Below are 14,692 nucleotides of genomic sequence, written 5' to 3'. Positions count from 1 at the left end.
ATTCGGAGAGCGGGGCTCACGTGTTTTCCGAAACCCTTGCGCGCCGCTGGGCCGTCCGCACGGCAGGGTGGAACCGTCGCTCTCGTACCCCGGCCGGCAGTCGGAGGCGGCAGGCGCGCCCCGCCCGTGGCGGCGCGTGTCGGCAACATACCGGACAAAATTGTTGACAATCTTCTCGGCCTGGATTTACGTTCGACAGGCACTCACTCAGGGAGGGCACGATGCCGAAGGAAGCCCGTCCGGGCACCGGCGAGCAGGCCAGGAAGCACGCACTGGCACAGCTGCGGCAGGCGATCCTGCTGGGCGAGATGGCGCCGGCCCAACGGCTCGTGGAGAACGAACTCGCCGAGCGGTTCGGCGTCACCCGGGCCAGCGTCCGGGCGGCGCTGATCGAACTGGAGGCGGAGGGTCTGGTCGAGCGGATCCGCAACCGCGGCTCGCGGGTGCGGGTGGTGACGGTCGAGGAAGCGGTGGCCATCACCGAATGCCGCATGGCCCTCGAAGGCCTGTGCGCGGCCAAGGCGGCCGTCGCGGCCACCGAGGCCCAGCTCACCGAACTGGCCGACCTCGGAACGGCGATGTCGAAGGCGGTCGCCGACGGCGAGCCGTTGGTCTACTCCGGGCTCAACCACGAACTGCACGGCCGGATCAGGGAGTTCTCCGGCCAGCCGGTCGCCGTGGAGCTGCTCGAGCGGCTCAACGGACAACTGGTGCGCCATCGGTTCCAGCTCGCACTGAGGCCCGGACGTCCCCAGCAGTCCCTGAGCGAACACCTGGCCATGATCGAGGCGATCAGGGCCCGCGACCCGCAGGCGGCCGAGGCGGCCGTCCGCGGCCACCTCGCGGGAGTCATCGACGCACTGCGCCAATGACGTCTCGGAGGTGGGCCGACCGGCCCGTCCACCAAGGAGATGTGTGCCATGACGCACGGCAAGGCGCCCACCACCCCACGATCGACGCTCGTCATCACCGCGCACGCCGGGGACTTCGTCTGGCGGGCCGGGGGAGCCGTCGCCCTGGCGGCCTCCCGCGGAGAGAAGGTGACCATCGCGTGCCTCACCTACGGGGAACGCGGTGAGTCCGCCAAAGCCTGGCGCGAGGGCAGGAAACTGGCGGAGATCAAGGAGATACGCCGTACCGAGGCCGAGGCGGCGGCCGCGGCGCTGGGTGCCGAGGTGCGCTTCCTCGACGCCGGCGACTACCCCCTGCCGGTGACCCAGGACCTGACCGACCGTCTCGTACGGATCTATCGGGGCACCCGGCCCGACGTGGTGTTGACCCACCCTCTGGACGACCCCTACAACGGCGACCACCCGGCCGCCGCTCGGATGGCGATGGACGCGCGCGTCCTGGCCCAGGCCATCGGATATCCGTCCGACGGCGAGGTCATCGGCGCACCTCCGGTGTTCTTCTTCGAGCCGCACCAGCCGGAGATGTGCGGCTTCAAGCCGCAGGTCCTCCTCGACATCACCCCGGTGTGGGAGGCCAAGCGCACGGCCATGGAGTGCCTGGCCACCCAACAGCACCTGTGGGAGTACTACACCGACCTGGGAAAACGACGCGGTGTGCAGCTCAGGCGCAACGCGGGTCCCCACCTCGGCCTGCCCCGCACCACCTACGGCGAGGCCTACATGCGCCCCTACCCGCAGGTCACGGAGGAACTGGCGTGAGCGGTCTCATCATCACCGGTCCGCCGCGCGCGCACGCCGAGGACGTCGAGGCACTCACCGGCTACGGAGTGGCCACGGTGCACGAGGGCATGGGCCGCCGCGGAAGCCTCGGCCCCGGGTTCAGGCCCATCCAGCAGGACGTACGCATCGCGGGCACCGCGGTCACCGCCCTGTGTCCGCCCGGCGACAACCTCATGATCCACGCGGCGGTCGAGCAGTGCGCGCAGGGCGACATCCTTGTCGTCGCCACCACCTCGCCCTCCACCGACGGCATGGTCGGCGACCTGTTCGCCACCGCGCTCCGCCACCGCGGCGTGCGCGGTCTGGTCATCGACGCCGGGGTACGCGACACGGCCGACCTGCGCGCCATGGGCTTCCCGGTGTGGTCGACGGCGGTGTGCGCCCGGGGCACGGTCAAGGCCACGGCCGGCTCGGTGAACGTCCCCGTCGTGCTGGGCGGCCAGATCGTCCGGCCCGGGGATGTGATCGTCGCCGACGACGACGGCGTGGTGTGCGTGCCCCGCGAGCAGGCCGGCACGGCCGTCAGGGCGGCCGAGGCACGTGCCGCCAAGGAGGACGCCACCCGAACCGCCTTCGCCGAGGGCCAGTTGGGCCTGGACCGCTACGGCCTGCGCGAGACCCTCGTACAACTGGGCGTACGGTACCGGTCCTACGAGGAGTGCACCCCCGACGTCCGCGACGGAACCGTGTCATGAGCGCGGGCGAGGAAGTGCGCTGCATGCTCGTGCGCGGGGGTACCTCGAAGGGTGCCTACTTCCTGGCGGACGACCTCCCGCCCGTTCCCGGCGCACGCGACGACCTGCTGCTGCGGGTCATGGGCAGCCCCGACCCCCGACAGATCGACGGCCTCGGTGGAGCGCACCCGCTGACCAGCAAGGTGGCGGTGATCTCCGCGGCGGCCGGCCCCGAGGCGGACGTCGACTACCTGTTCCTCCAGGTCGGCGTCGACCGGCCCGAGGTTTCCGACCGGCAGAACTGCGGCAACCTGCTGGCCGGGGTCGGCCCGTTCGCCGTCGAACGCGGACTGGTCGTGGCGGGGGAGGAGCGGACCTCCGTACGGATCCGCATGGTCAACTCCGGGGACCTCGCCGTCGCCACCTTCGACACGCCCGGCGGCCGCGTCGACTACACCGGCACGGCCGAGATCTCCGGCGTGCCGGGGACCGCCGCCCCGGTGGTGGTCGAGTTCCCGCCGGGCACCCGCGCGCTGCTCCCCACCGGACACGCCCGCGACACCGCGGCCGACACCCCGGTCACCTGCGTCGACAACGGGATGCCGACCGTACTGATCGCCGCGTCCGCGCTGCACGTCACCGGCTACGAGGAACCCGGGGACCTGGAGGAGGACCGCGCGCTCACCGACCGGCTGCGCGCCATCCGGCTGGAGGCCGGGAGGATGATGGGCCTCGGTGACGTGGAAGCCGCCACCGTTCCCAAACTCAGCCTGCTCGCCCCGCCGTTGCACGGGGGCGCGGTCATGACCCGTACCTTCATCCCGGTGCGCTGTCACCCCACCATCGGTGTGCTCGGCGCCGCCGGAGTCGCCGCGGGGCTGCGCGTCGGGGGCGGTGTGGGCGAGGGCATCGCCCGGCTGCCCGCGCACGGGGACCTGCTGCGGATCGAGCACCCCGCGGGATTCCTCGACATCGAATCCGCCGTCGACCACCGCGCCGGCGCCGCCCCCGTGGCCAGGCGCACCGCGGTCGTCCGCACGGCACGAAAGATCTTCGACGGCACGGTCTTCCCCCGGCCGGCCGCAGCCGCACCTCACCCGTGAGGAGACCTGGATGGCCCCGCCCCTCGGCGACATCGCCCACCTCGGGCACGTCGAACTGCTCACCCCGGACCTGGACGGAAGTCTCCGGTTCTTCACCGACTACCTCGGCCTGACGGTCAACGGCAGGCGCGGTGACTCGGTCTATCTGCGGACCTGGGAGGACTACGAGCACCACAGCCTGGTCCTCACCGCGCACGAGACCTCGGGGCTGCGCCGCACCGCGCTGCGCGCCTCCAGCGAGGAGGCCCTGCGGCGCAGGGTCGAGGAGTTGGAGGCCGCGGGCCACGAGGGCCGCTGGGCCGAGGACGAGCCGGGCCTCGGCCCGCTGTACGTGACCACCGACCCCGACGGCCACGAGATCGCCCTGTACTGGGAGTCGGAGTGGTACCGGGCCCCGGACGAGCTCAGGCCGGGCCTGAAGAACCAGCCCCAGGCCAAGCCGGGTCACGGCGTGGGCGTACGGCGTCTGGACCACGTCAACTACCTCGCCGCCGACGTCGCCGCCAACGCCGACTTCCACCAGCGTCTGCTCGGCGCCCGGCCGACCGAGCAGATCCGGCTCGACGTCGGCAGGATCGCCGCGAAGTGGCTGACGTTCACGAACAAGTCGTACGACGTCGTCTATACCGAGGACCGGACCCGTGCGCGCGGGCGGCTGCACCACATCGCGTTCGCGACCGACACCCGTGAGGACATCCTGCGCGCCGCCGACCTCGCCCTCGACACCGGCGTGTTCATCGAGACCGGCCCGCACAAGCACGCCATCCAGCAGACGTTCTTCCTGTACGTCTACGAGCCGGGCGGCAACCGGGTCGAACTGTGCAACCCGCTCACCCGTCTCGTCCTGGCCCCCGACTGGCCGCTGATCACCTGGACCGAGGCCGAGCGGGCCAGGGGACAGGCGTGGGGCCTGAAGACCATCGAGTCCTTCCACACCCATGGCACCCCGCCCCTCGACCAGGTCCAGGACACCTGACGGGAGGCGGGGAGGCGAGAAGTGCACGGCGAGGCGACGGCGGGGCGCGACGTTTCCGCCCCGCCCCGCCGCCCGGCCGCGGCCGGTCAGTCCTTGAGCCGGTCGATCTGACGGATCTTGTTGGTGGCGTCCAGGGCGGCGACCTTGTAGGACTCCGCGAGCGTCGGGTAGTTGAACACCGCGTCGACCAGGTAGTCGACGGTGCCGCCGCATCCCATCACCGACTGGCCGATGTGGATCAGCTCGGTGGCGCCGGTGCCGAAGCAGTGCACGCCGAGCAGTTTGCGGTCGTCCGGGGAGACCAGCAGCTTGAGCATGCCGTGCGAGTCGCCGATGATCTGGCCCCGGGCCAGTTCGCGGTAGCGGGAGACACCGACCTCGAAGGGCACGCAGTCCTCGGTGAGCTGGTCCTCCGTGCGCCCGATGAAACTGATCTCCGGGATGGTGTAGATACCGATCGGCTGGAGGTCGTGCATCGGGTGCACCGGTTCGCCGAAGGCGTGGTACGCCGCCGTGCGTCCCTGCTCCATCGAGGTCGCGGCCAGGGCCGGGAAGCCGATGACGTCGCCGACGGCGTAGATGTGCGGCACCTCGGTGCGGTAGTTCTCGTCGACCTTGATCCGGCCGCGCGGGTCGGCGGACAGACCCGCCTTGTCCAGGTCGAGTTCGTCGGTGAGGCCCTGCCGGCCGGCGGAGTACATCACGGTGTCCGCGGGGATCTTCTTGCCGCTCTCCAGGACGGTGAGCGTGCCGCGTGGATGACGCTCGACCGCGGCGACCGTCTCCCCGAAGCGGAACGTGACGGCCAGGTCCCGCAGGTGGTACTTCAGGGACTCGATGACCTCGACATCGCAGAAGTCGAGCATCGAGGACCGCTTCTCGACCACCGTGATCTTGCTGCCGAGGGCGGCGAACATGGAGGCGTACTCCATGCCGATCACACCGGCCCCGACGATGACCATGGAGCGCGGTACCCGCTCCAGGTTGAGGACGTTGTCCGAGTCCATGATCGTGCGCCCGTCGAACTCGACGGAGGCGGGCCGGGCCGGGCGGGTGCCGGTGGCGATCACGATGTGCTCGGCGGTCAACAGCTGGTCGTTGCCGTTCGCCTCGGTCACGGCGACGGTGTGGTCGTCCACGAAGCGGCCGGTGCCGGCGAAGAGGGAGACGTGGTTGCGGGAGAGCTGATTGCGGATGACGTCGACCTCGCGGCTGACCACGTGCTGGGTGCGCGCGGTCAGGTCGGCGACGGTGATGTCCTCCTTGAGCCGGTAGCTCTGGCCGTACATGTCGCGCTGGGTGAGGCCGGTGAGGTAGAGGACCGCCTCGCGCAGGGTCTTGGAGGGGATGGTCCCGGTGTGGATGGACACCCCGCCGACCATGTCGGGCCGGTCGACGACGGCGACCCGGCGGCCGAGCTTGGCCGCTGCGATGGCGGCCTTCTGCCCACCGGGGCCGGATCCTATGACAAGCATGTCGAAGTCGCGCACTCTCCGGAGTCTGTCAGGCCGAAGTCCATCCCCGGAAGGGTGAATGGGCAACGGACCACCTCGCGGGGGAAAAATCCGGTGGTCAACGCACCCGGCGCCGCCGGTGGACGCGTCGCACACCAGTGGCCGGGGCACCTGACGCCGGTGGCCGGCGCACCGGACGCCGGGGGTCAACGCACCAGACACGGACGCTTCGCGTCGAATTCCCAGCCGGGGACCAGGAAGCGCATCCCGACCGCGTCGTCACGCGCCCCCAGTGCCTTCTCCCGGTAGAGGTCGTGGGCCGCGAGGAGCCGGTCCATGTCGATGCGGACCCCTAGCCCGGGGGCGTCCGGTACGGCGATCTCACCGCCGACGATGCGAGGCGGCTCGACGGTGAGCCGCTCCAGTCCCTCCTGCCAGATCCAGTGCGTGTCCAGGGCGTTGTACGCGCCAGGCGCCGCGGCTCCGCAGTGGGTGACCATCGCGAGCGAGATGTCGAAGGAGTTGTTGGAGTGGCAGCCCCAGGTCAGTCCCGTCGCGTGGCACAGCTGGGCCACCCGCACGGAGCCCCGCATGGTCCAGAAGTGCGGGTCGGCCAGCGGGATGGAGACCGACTGCAGGGCCAGGGCGTGGGTCAGCTGCCGCCAGTCGGTGGCGATCATGTTGGTCGCCGTGGGCAGACCGGTGGCACGCCGGAACTCGGCCAGGATCTCCCGCCCCGAGTAGCCGTCCTCGGCCCCGCAGGGGTCCTCGGCGTAGGCGAGGGTGCCCACCAGGGGCGTGCACAGCTCGACCGCCTCGCGCAGCGACCACGCTCCGTTCGGATCGAGGGTGATCCGCGCCTCGGGGAAGCGGTTCTTCAGGGCCCGTACGGCCTCCACCTCCTCGGCGCCCCGCAGGACACCGCCCTTGAGCTTGAAGTCCCGGAAGCCGTAGAGGTCGTACGCGGCCTCGGCCTGGCGGACGATCGCTGCGGGGGACAGGGCCTCCTCGTGGCGGATCCGGTACCAGTCCTCGGTGGCGTCGGGTTCGCGGACGTACTCCAGGTCGGTGCGGTCGGGGTCACCGACGTAGAACAGATAGCCGAGGACCCGTACGGAAGAACGCTGCTGCCCGTCGCCGAGCAGAGCCGCCACGGGTACGTCGAGGTGCTGCCCGAGGAGGTCGAGCAGCGCCGACTCGACCGCGGTGACGGCGTGGACGGTGGTCCGCAGATCGAAGGTCTGGGCGCCGCGTCCGCCGGAGTCCCGGTCGGCGAACCGGGCCCCGATCTCCCGCAGGACGCGCTGGTAGTCACCCACCTTCGCCCCGACGACCAGCGGCCCGGCGTCGCGCAGGGTCCGTGTGATCTTCTCCCCGCCCGGGACCTCGCCGAGCCCCGTGCGGCCCTCGGAGTCCGTCAGGACGACCACGTTGCGGGTGAAGTAGGGGCCGTGCGCACCGGAGAGGTTCAGCTCCATGGAGTCCCGTCCCGCGACCGGATAGACGGAGAACGCGGTGACGGTCGGCCGGCTGATGCCCATGTCTTCGGAGTCCTTGCGTACGGGGTGAGGTGGGGGAGGTGCAGGTGGCGGAGGCGGAGTGCCGGGGCCGGTCAGACGGGTCGGGGCGCGGCTTCGGCCAGGAGCTGCCCGGCGTCGAGGATCTTCGCGAGAACGGCGAGGTCGTCCGGGCCCGGGTCGGTGAGCGGTGCCCGGACCGGACCGACGGGCAGGCCGCGCAGCCGGGCGGCGGCCTTGACCAGCGAGACGGCGTAGCCCGGCACCCGGTCGCGCAGCTCGACCAGAGGGACGTAGAAGTCCCGCAGCAACGCGGTCGTCCGCTCGTCGTCGTTGTCCCGCAGAGCGGTGAAGAAGGCGTTCGCGATGTCCGGTGCGAAGGCGTGGACCGCGGAGGAGTACGAGGGCACACCCACGGTGGCGTAGGCACGGGCCTGGATCTCGGCGGTCGAGGCGCCGTTGAAGAACAGGAAGCCGTCGGGCGCGGCGAGCGTGAGGCGCTGGAGCCGGTCGAGGTCGCTGTGGCCGTCCTTGAGACCGATGACCGTGGGGATGTCCGCGATCCGGCGCAGGCTCTCGGCGCTGAAGGCGACCTGTCCCCGCTGGTAGGCGATGAGCGGCAAGGAGGTGCCGGCGGCGATCCGGCGCAGCTGCTCCACCAGACCGTCCTGCGGGGCGGCGACCAGGTAGTGCGGCAGCACCAGCGCGGCGTCCGCGCCCGCCTCCTCCGCGATCCGGGCGAACCGCAGCGCCTGCGCCCAGCCGTAGCCGATGCCCGCGACCACCGGCAGCCGCCCGTCGGCGATCTCGACCGTGGCCGTGACGACCGCGCGGTACTCGTCCTCGTCCAGGGAGAAGAACTCACCGGTTCCGCAGGCGGGGAAGACCGCGCCCGGCGCGGTCGCGAGCTGGGCGGTCAGATAGGCGCGGTACGACTCCGGATCGAGGCTGCCGTCGTCCCGGAAGCTCGTGACGGGGAAGGACAGCACCCCGCCCGCCATGCCGTCCCGCAGCCGCCGTGCCACATCCTCGGCCGTCGTGCTGAACCGTGCCATCATTCTCATCCTCATATGCAGATGACGTTTATGTATGCAGATGAAGGTTAGGTGGGTGAACTATGGCGGGTCAATGGGGCGGCGTGGCGGTTTTACGATGGGGCCCATGTCCGAGAGCAGAGGTGTCCGCGCCGTGAAGTCGGCGTCCCGCACGGTCGCCCTGCTGGAACTGCTCGCAGGGCGGGGGGACGAGCCTGCCCGCCTGGACGAACTCGCGGCGGAACTGAAGGTGCCGCGCAGCAGCATGTACCAACTGCTGCAGACCCTCGTCGACTGCGGCTGGGTGCGTTCCGACACCACCGGCTCCCTCTACGGCATCGGGATCCGCGCCCTGCTCACCGGTACCGGCTATCTCGACGGTGACGCGCATGTGCGGGTGGTGCGCCCCTGCCTCGACGAGGCCTCGGACACGCTCGGCGAGACCATCCACCTGGCGCGGCTCGACGGCCCGGACGTCGTCTACCTCGCCACCCGCGAGTCGCACGAGTACCCGCGCACCCTCAGCCGGGTCGGCCGCCGGGTACCGGCCCACGCCGGCGCCCTCGGCAAGGCGCTGCTCGCCGAACGCCCCGACGCGGAACTCCCGCTCCCCGCAGGTCCGTTGGGGGCGCTGACCGAGAACACGCACACGGACAGGGCCGCACTGGTCGCGGACCTCGCCCGGGTGCGTGAGCGCGGCTACTCCGTCGAACGCGAGGAGACGGTGCCAGGTATCGCCGGTTTCGGCTTCGCCCTGCGCTACGACACACCGGCCGTGGACGCCGTCAGCTGCTCGGTTCCCGTCACCCGGCTCACGGACGAGCACGAGGCGCGCATCGTCTCCGTCATGCGCGAACTGCGGACGAGGATCGAAACCCTCGCCACCCCGGCATCGGGCGCTCCCGACTGGCGCTGACCGGGGGAGCGTGGGCCCGGTGCCGGCGCACCTCAGACCATGGCTTCGTCGATGTAGCACCAGCGCCAGTCCTCGCCCGGCTCGAACGACCGCACGATGGGGTGACCGGCCGTGGCGGCGTGCGCCCGCGCGTGCTGGAGCGTCGAGGAGTCGCAGCATCCGACGTGTCCGCAGGTCAGGCACATCCTGAGGTGCAGCCAGGTGGAGCCGACGTGCATGCACTCGTCGCAGCCGTCCGGGGTACGCGGGGTCACGGAGCGGATGTACGACAGATGCGGGTCGGGCCGCACGGTGGCCATGGTGAGCCTCCTTCCTCCACCCTTCGCCCAGGTCGGTTCACGTGCGGACGGCCAGGCTGTCCTCGACCCACTGCCTCAGCTCCGGCGCGGGAGCCGCTCCCGTCATGCGGGAGATCACCTCACCCTTGTCGAGCAGCAGCAGGGTCGGCACGGCCTGCACCTGGAACCGCTGGGAGAGCCGCGGACTCCGGTCGATGTCGACCTTGACCAGCTTGACCCGGCCGGCGAGCTGGTGGGCCACCTGTTCCAGCGCGGGGCTGACCATCCGGCAGGGCCCGCACCAGGTGGCCCACAGGTCGACGAGCACGTACGGCTTCGCCTGCTCGGCGACCTCCGCGAAGTCCGCGTCACCGGCCTCGGTGATCCACGCCAGCGGGGCGTGACAGTTCCCGCAGCGCGGTGTGCCCGCGGCCGCCGCGGGCACCCGGTTGCCGCGGCCGCACCGGTCACAGGTGACGGTCCCACTCGGACTCGTGCCCATCGCGCTCACGCGGCCTTCCGGACGTCCGGCACCGCCGGTTCGCCGTAGGTGACGACCAGTTCGCCGTTCTGCGCGTCGACCCGGATCGTCGAACCGTCCTGCACGTCACCGCGGATCAGCGCGCGGCCCACGAGCGTCTCGACCTCGTGCGAGATGTACCGGCGCAGCGGGCGGGCTCCGTACACGGGGTCGAAGCCCTGCCGGGCGATGAGTTCGCGCGCCGCGTGGGTGAGCTCGACGGTGATCTGCCGTTCGGCCAGGCGCCTGCGCAGGTCGGTGAACTGGAGCTCCACGATGCGCTCGATCTGGGCCAGGCCCAGCGGCTTGAACAGCACGATGTCGTCGATCCGGTTGAGGAACTCGGGCCGGAAGTGGCTCTGCAGCTCGCTCAGTACCAGGGCCCGCGCCTCGGGCTTGATCTCACCGTCGGCGGTCACCCCGTCCAGCAGGTGCGCCGATCCGATGTTGGACGTCATGATCACCACGGTGTTGCGGAAGTCGACCGTGCGGCCCTGCGAGTCGGTGATGCGGCCGTCGTCGAGGACCTGCAGGAAGGTGTTGAACACATCCGCGTGGGCCTTCTCCACCTCGTCGAACAGGACCACGGAGTACGGCTTGCGGCGCACCGCCTCGGTGAGCTGGCCACCCTCCTCGTAACCGACGTATCCGGGAGGCGCTCCGACCAGCCTGCTGACGGTGTGCCGCTCCTGGTACTCGCTCATGTCCAGGCGGACGATGTTCTCCTCGGAGTCGAAGAGCGCCGCGGCGAGCGTCTTGGCGAGTTCGGTCTTCCCGACGCCGGTGGGGCCGAGGAAGAGGAACGAGCCGATGGGCCGGCGCGGGTCACGGATGCCGGAGCGGGCCCGGATGATGGCGTCGGCGACCAGCTTGACCGCCTCGTCCTGGCCGATCACCCGCTCGGTGAGGATCTCGTCCAGCCGCAGCAGCTTCTCGCGCTCGCCCTCCTGCAGCCGGGTGACCGGGATGCCCGTCCAGGCCGCCACGATCTCCGCGATCTCGTCCTCGGTCACCACCTCGCGCAGCAACCGGTTGTCGCCCTGCTTGGAGTCGAGCCGCTCCTCCTCGGCGGCCAGCCGGCGTTCCAGCTCGGTGAGTCTGCCGTAGCGCAGTTCCGCGGCGCGGTCGAGGTCGTAGCTGCGTTCGGCCTCCTCGGCCTCCTGCCGTACCTGCTCCAGTTCCTGGCGCAGTTCCTGCACCCGGCGGATGGCCTGGCGTTCGGCGTCCCACTGGGCGTGCATCGCGTCGGACTCGGCACGCAGGTCGGACAGTTCGCGGCGCAGCTCCTCCAGACGCTTGGCGCTGGCCGGGTCGCTCTCCTTGGCGAGCGCCGCCTCCTCGATCTCCAGCCGGGTCACCCGGCGGGTGATCTCGTCCAGTTCGGCGGGCATGGAGTCGATCTCGGTCCGCAGCCGTGCGCACGCCTCGTCGACCAGGTCGATGGCCTTGTCGGGCAGGAACCGGTCGGTGATGTACCGGTGGCTGAGCGTGGCCGCCGCGACCAGCGCGGTGTCCTGGATCTTCACACCGTGGAAGACCTCCAGACGCTCGCGCAGCCCGCGCAGGATGGACACGGTGTCCTCGACGCTCGGCTCGTCCACCAGCACCTGCTGGAATCGGCGTTCGAGCGCCGCGTCGGACTCGACGTACTTGCGGTACTCCTCCAGGGTCGTCGCACCGATCATGTGCAGTTCGCCGCGGGCCAGCATCGGCTTCAGCATGTTCCCGGCGTCCATGGCGCCCTCGGCACCACCGCCCGCGCCGACGACCGTGTGCAGTTCGTCGACGAAGAGCAGGATGCGCCCCTCGGCCGCCTTGACCTCGCTCAGGACGGCCTGCAGCCGTTCCTCGAACTCGCCGCGGTACTTGGCGCCCGCCACCAGGGAACTCATGTCGAGCGAGAAGATCGTCCTGTCCCGCAGGCCGTCGGGCACGTCACCCCGCACGATGCGCTGCGCCAGACCCTCCACGATGGCCGTCTTGCCCACGCCCGGGTCGCCGATGAGCACCGGGTTGTTCTTGGTCTTGCGGCTCAGGATCTGGATCACCCGGCGGATCTCCGCGTCCCGGCCGATCACCGGGTCCATCCTGCCGCCGCGGGCCTCGGCCACCAGATCACGCCCGTACTTCTCCAGGGCCTCGTACGACGCCTCGGGGGTCGCCGAGGTGACGCGCTGGTTGCCGCGGATCCGGGTCAGCGCGGCCAGGAACGCGTCCTCGGTGATGCCGAACTTCTTGAGCAGGCGTCCCGCGGCCGTCTGGGAACCCTCGTGCGCCAGCGCCAGCAGGAGGTGTTCGACCGACACGTACTCGTCCTTGAGCCGCTTGGCCTCCTGCTCGGCCGAGTCCAGCACCCGGGCCAGGCGTTGCGTGACATAGACCTGACCGGGTGTGGCACCGGGCCCGGTGACCTTCGGCCTGCGCGCCAGTTCGTCCGAGAGGGCGGAACGCAGAGCCTGGGTGTCGGCACCGGTCTGCTCGGCCAGGCGCGCTATCAGGCCGTCCGGCTGATCGAGGAGGGCGAGCAGCAGATGCTCACCGTCGACCTCGGTCTGGTGCAGCCGGCCGGCGATCGTCTGTGCTTCCTGCACCGCCTGCTGGGACTTCTGGGTGAGCCGGTTCATATCCACGATTCATCACTCCTGGAGCCGGCATTGCTGCGCCTCAGCGCGTCCTCCAGCTCACTGATCCGGTCGAGCAGATCGACCACCAGACCCAGGGAGGCGTAGTTGAGGGGGAGCGCGGCCCGTAGACGTTGGATGCGGGCGAGGGCGACGGGAGCGGACGGTGCGAACCACAGCCGCCCTGTCGCGTCCCGGGTGGCGTCGACGAGGCCGAGGGCGACGAACCGCCGTACGAGATCAGGGTGGATGCCGGTGCGGCGGGCGACGGCGTCGAGACCGAGCCTCAGGGGCGGACCGAGGGTGGCGGTCCGTACCCGGACGTTGAGGACCGGCGGGGGGGCCGGAGTGGCGGTACGGCGGCTCGCGCCGCCGGGACGGGGGGCGGTGGTCATCGGGGCCTCCTCGGGTCGAAGGCGGACACCGCGGCCAGCTCCTCGAAGAGCTCGCGTTCGCGGGCGGTGGGTTCGGGCGGCACCATGATGCGGATCTCCGCGTAGAGGTCACCGTCCTGGCCGCGCGGGTTGGGCATGCCCTCGCCGCGCAGCCGGAGCCGGCGGCCGCTGGAGGAGTTCGCGGGGATGGTGACCTTGGCCGTGCCGCCGGGGGTGGGCACCGGCACGGTCGCGCCGAGCACCGCCTCCCACGGCGTCACCGGGGCGACCACGTGGATGTCCCGCCCCTCCAGACGGAATCGTCCGTCGGGCTTGATGCGCACCCGGAGATACAGGTCGCCCGGCGGGGCGTCGCCGCTGCCGTGGCCGCCCTCTCCGGCGAGCCGGATGCGCTGACCGTCCACCACACCGCGCGGGATGGTGACGTCGTAACTGCGCTGTCCGTTCGGGCCGCCCAGCGTGATGCTGCGCCTGCCGCCCCGGTACGCCTCCTCGACACCGAGCTGGATCTCGGCCTCCTGGTCGGCGCCGGGCACCGGACCCCAGCCGCCGCCTCCGCCGCCCCGTCCGAACATCCCGCCGAACAGGTCCTCGAAGTCGACGCCCGAGCCGTCGAAGCCCGCGCCGTCCGCGGTCCGGAAGCGGACCCCGCCGCCTCCGCCGCCGCCGGCCCACCCGGCCCGGCCGCCACGGGCGCCCGCCGCCGCGGCCACCCGCTCGTCGTAGTCCTCCGGGATCTGCCGGAAGTCGTCGCCGAAGCGGTCGTAGCGCTGCCGGGTCTTGGGGTCGGAGAGCACGCTGTAGGCGTCGTTGAGCTCCTTGAAGCGTTCCTCGGCACCCGGGTCCTTGTTGACGTCGGGGTGGTGCTTGCGCGCCAGCGTGCGGAAGGCCTGCTGGATCTCCTCGGGACTCGCGGTGCGCGGCACCCCGAGCACGTCGTAGTAGTCGCGTGCCATGAGGCGTCACTCCTGCCGCTTGCTGACCATGACGAACGCGGGCCGCAACTGGTTGCCGTCCGCCCCGTAGCCCGGACTCACCACCTGGGCCACGGTGTTCGGCTCGGCGCCGGGGTCGTCGACGACCCCGACGACCTCGTGTCTGGTCGGGTCGAAGGGCACTCCGGTCTCCTCGTGACGCGGGTATCCGAGGCCGCGCAGCACCTCGACCGCCTGGTCGCGCACGGTCTCGATGCCCTTCAGTACGGCGGAGGGGTCGGCGTCGGCGTGTGCCAGGGCCCGTTCCAGGTTGTCGAGGACCGGCAGCCAGGCCGCCGCGGTGCGGGCACGTTCCTCACCGCGCACGCGTTCCAGTTCCTTCGCGTGGCGCTTGCGCAGGTTGTCCAGGTCGGCGAGCGCGCGGCGCCAGCGGTCCCTGAGCTCGTCGAGCTCCGCGGCCTGGTCCTCCGCCTCCGGCCCCGCCGGGGCGGCCGGGGTCGCGGGCGCGGCGTCGTCCTCGACGCGCTGTTCGCGTTCGGGGGGCGTCACAGGCTCCTGTCCTGTGGCCATGACCGCAC

General features: G+C 71.2%; 15 protein-coding genes. 6 read left to right on the top strand and 9 right to left on the bottom strand.

Going from position 1 to position 14,692, the window contains the following annotated elements:
• The first annotated feature begins 221 nt into the window (after positions 1-221).
• From OG199_RS02565 to OG199_RS02545, 5 genes are read left to right on the top strand one after another with little or no spacing between them, the layout of a single operon-like run.
• On the top strand, positions 222-872 hold the full coding sequence (locus OG199_RS02565) for a GntR family transcriptional regulator (RefSeq protein WP_356805647.1): 651 nt from the start codon (positions 222-224) through the stop codon (positions 870-872).
• Positions 873-920: 48 nt separating this feature from the next.
• Complete coding sequence (locus OG199_RS02560) at positions 921-1,670, top strand: PIG-L deacetylase family protein (RefSeq protein ID WP_356805646.1); 750 nt, start codon at positions 921-923, stop codon at positions 1,668-1,670.
• A complete protein-coding gene (locus OG199_RS02555) occupies positions 1,667-2,386 on the top strand; it encodes a 4-carboxy-4-hydroxy-2-oxoadipate aldolase/oxaloacetate decarboxylase (protein ID WP_405827648.1) in 720 nt (239 codons plus the stop codon). Before OG199_RS02560 ends, OG199_RS02555 begins: the two co-directional genes overlap by 4 nt.
• Positions 2,383-3,468 carry a 4-oxalomesaconate tautomerase gene (locus OG199_RS02550; RefSeq protein WP_405827646.1) on the top strand — a complete coding sequence of 362 codons (1,086 nt, stop codon included), beginning with the start codon at positions 2,383-2,385 and terminating at the stop codon, positions 3,466-3,468. The genes OG199_RS02555 and OG199_RS02550 overlap by 4 nt, the downstream gene beginning before the upstream one ends.
• Positions 3,469-3,478: 10 nt before the next feature.
• The gene (locus OG199_RS02545) at positions 3,479-4,444 is read left to right on the top strand and encodes a catechol 2,3-dioxygenase (RefSeq protein ID WP_356805641.1); all 966 of its coding nucleotides are present in this window, start codon (positions 3,479-3,481) and stop codon (positions 4,442-4,444) included.
• 86 nt (positions 4,445-4,530) lie between these two features.
• Here OG199_RS02545 and sthA read toward each other — a convergent pair whose 3' ends face one another.
• The 3 genes from sthA to OG199_RS02530 form a co-directional block, all read right to left on the bottom strand.
• Positions 4,531-5,934: a Si-specific NAD(P)(+) transhydrogenase gene (gene sthA / locus OG199_RS02540; protein ID WP_351725137.1), complete on the bottom strand. Its 1,404-nt coding sequence runs from the start codon at positions 5,932-5,934 to the stop codon at positions 4,531-4,533.
• Between the two features lie 170 nt (positions 5,935-6,104).
• Positions 6,105-7,433 carry an enolase C-terminal domain-like protein gene (locus OG199_RS02535; protein WP_405834402.1) on the bottom strand — a complete coding sequence of 443 codons (1,329 nt, stop codon included), beginning with the start codon at positions 7,431-7,433 and terminating at the stop codon, positions 6,105-6,107.
• A gap of 77 nt (positions 7,434-7,510) precedes the next feature.
• The gene (locus OG199_RS02530) at positions 7,511-8,470 is read right to left on the bottom strand and encodes a 5-dehydro-4-deoxyglucarate dehydratase (protein ID WP_401805042.1); all 960 of its coding nucleotides are present in this window, start codon (positions 8,468-8,470) and stop codon (positions 7,511-7,513) included.
• A 106-nt stretch (positions 8,471-8,576) separates the two neighbouring features.
• On the opposite strand from OG199_RS02530, the gene OG199_RS02525 reads away from it, so the two are divergent.
• Positions 8,577-9,365 (top strand): IclR family transcriptional regulator, encoded by a 789-nt coding sequence (locus tag OG199_RS02525; protein WP_356805639.1) that lies wholly within the window; start codon positions 8,577-8,579, stop codon positions 9,363-9,365.
• A gap of 32 nt (positions 9,366-9,397) precedes the next feature.
• Here OG199_RS02525 and OG199_RS02520 read toward each other — a convergent pair whose 3' ends face one another.
• From OG199_RS02520 to OG199_RS02495, 6 genes are read right to left on the bottom strand one after another with little or no spacing between them, the layout of a single operon-like run.
• Positions 9,398-9,664 (bottom strand): UBP-type zinc finger domain-containing protein, encoded by a 267-nt coding sequence (locus tag OG199_RS02520; protein ID WP_356805637.1) that lies wholly within the window; start codon positions 9,662-9,664, stop codon positions 9,398-9,400.
• Positions 9,665-9,701: 37 nt separating this feature from the next.
• Complete coding sequence (gene trxA, locus OG199_RS02515; RefSeq protein ID WP_356805636.1) at positions 9,702-10,145, bottom strand: thioredoxin; 444 nt, start codon at positions 10,143-10,145, stop codon at positions 9,702-9,704.
• A 5-nt stretch (positions 10,146-10,150) separates the two neighbouring features.
• Complete coding sequence (clpB, locus tag OG199_RS02510; protein ID WP_405827643.1) at positions 10,151-12,793, bottom strand: ATP-dependent chaperone ClpB; 2,643 nt, start codon at positions 12,791-12,793, stop codon at positions 10,151-10,153.
• The gene (locus OG199_RS02505) at positions 12,784-13,179 is read right to left on the bottom strand and encodes a chaperone modulator CbpM (RefSeq protein WP_356805633.1); all 396 of its coding nucleotides are present in this window, start codon (positions 13,177-13,179) and stop codon (positions 12,784-12,786) included. Before OG199_RS02505 ends, clpB begins: the two co-directional genes overlap by 10 nt.
• Complete coding sequence (locus OG199_RS02500; protein ID WP_356805631.1) at positions 13,176-14,135, bottom strand: DnaJ C-terminal domain-containing protein; 960 nt, start codon at positions 14,133-14,135, stop codon at positions 13,176-13,178. The genes OG199_RS02505 and OG199_RS02500 overlap by 4 nt, the downstream gene beginning before the upstream one ends.
• Positions 14,136-14,141: 6 nt before the next feature.
• Complete coding sequence (locus OG199_RS02495) at positions 14,142-14,684, bottom strand: nucleotide exchange factor GrpE (protein WP_356805629.1); 543 nt, start codon at positions 14,682-14,684, stop codon at positions 14,142-14,144.
• Between the last annotated feature and the right edge of the window lie 8 nt (positions 14,685-14,692).

The organism is Streptomyces sp. NBC_01176, assembly GCF_045039825.1.
In the GTDB taxonomy this organism is placed as follows: domain Bacteria; phylum Actinomycetota; class Actinomycetes; order Streptomycetales; family Streptomycetaceae; genus Streptomyces.
Note: the sequence above shows the minus strand (reverse complement) of the source record. Positions and strands in the feature narration are given on the sequence as shown.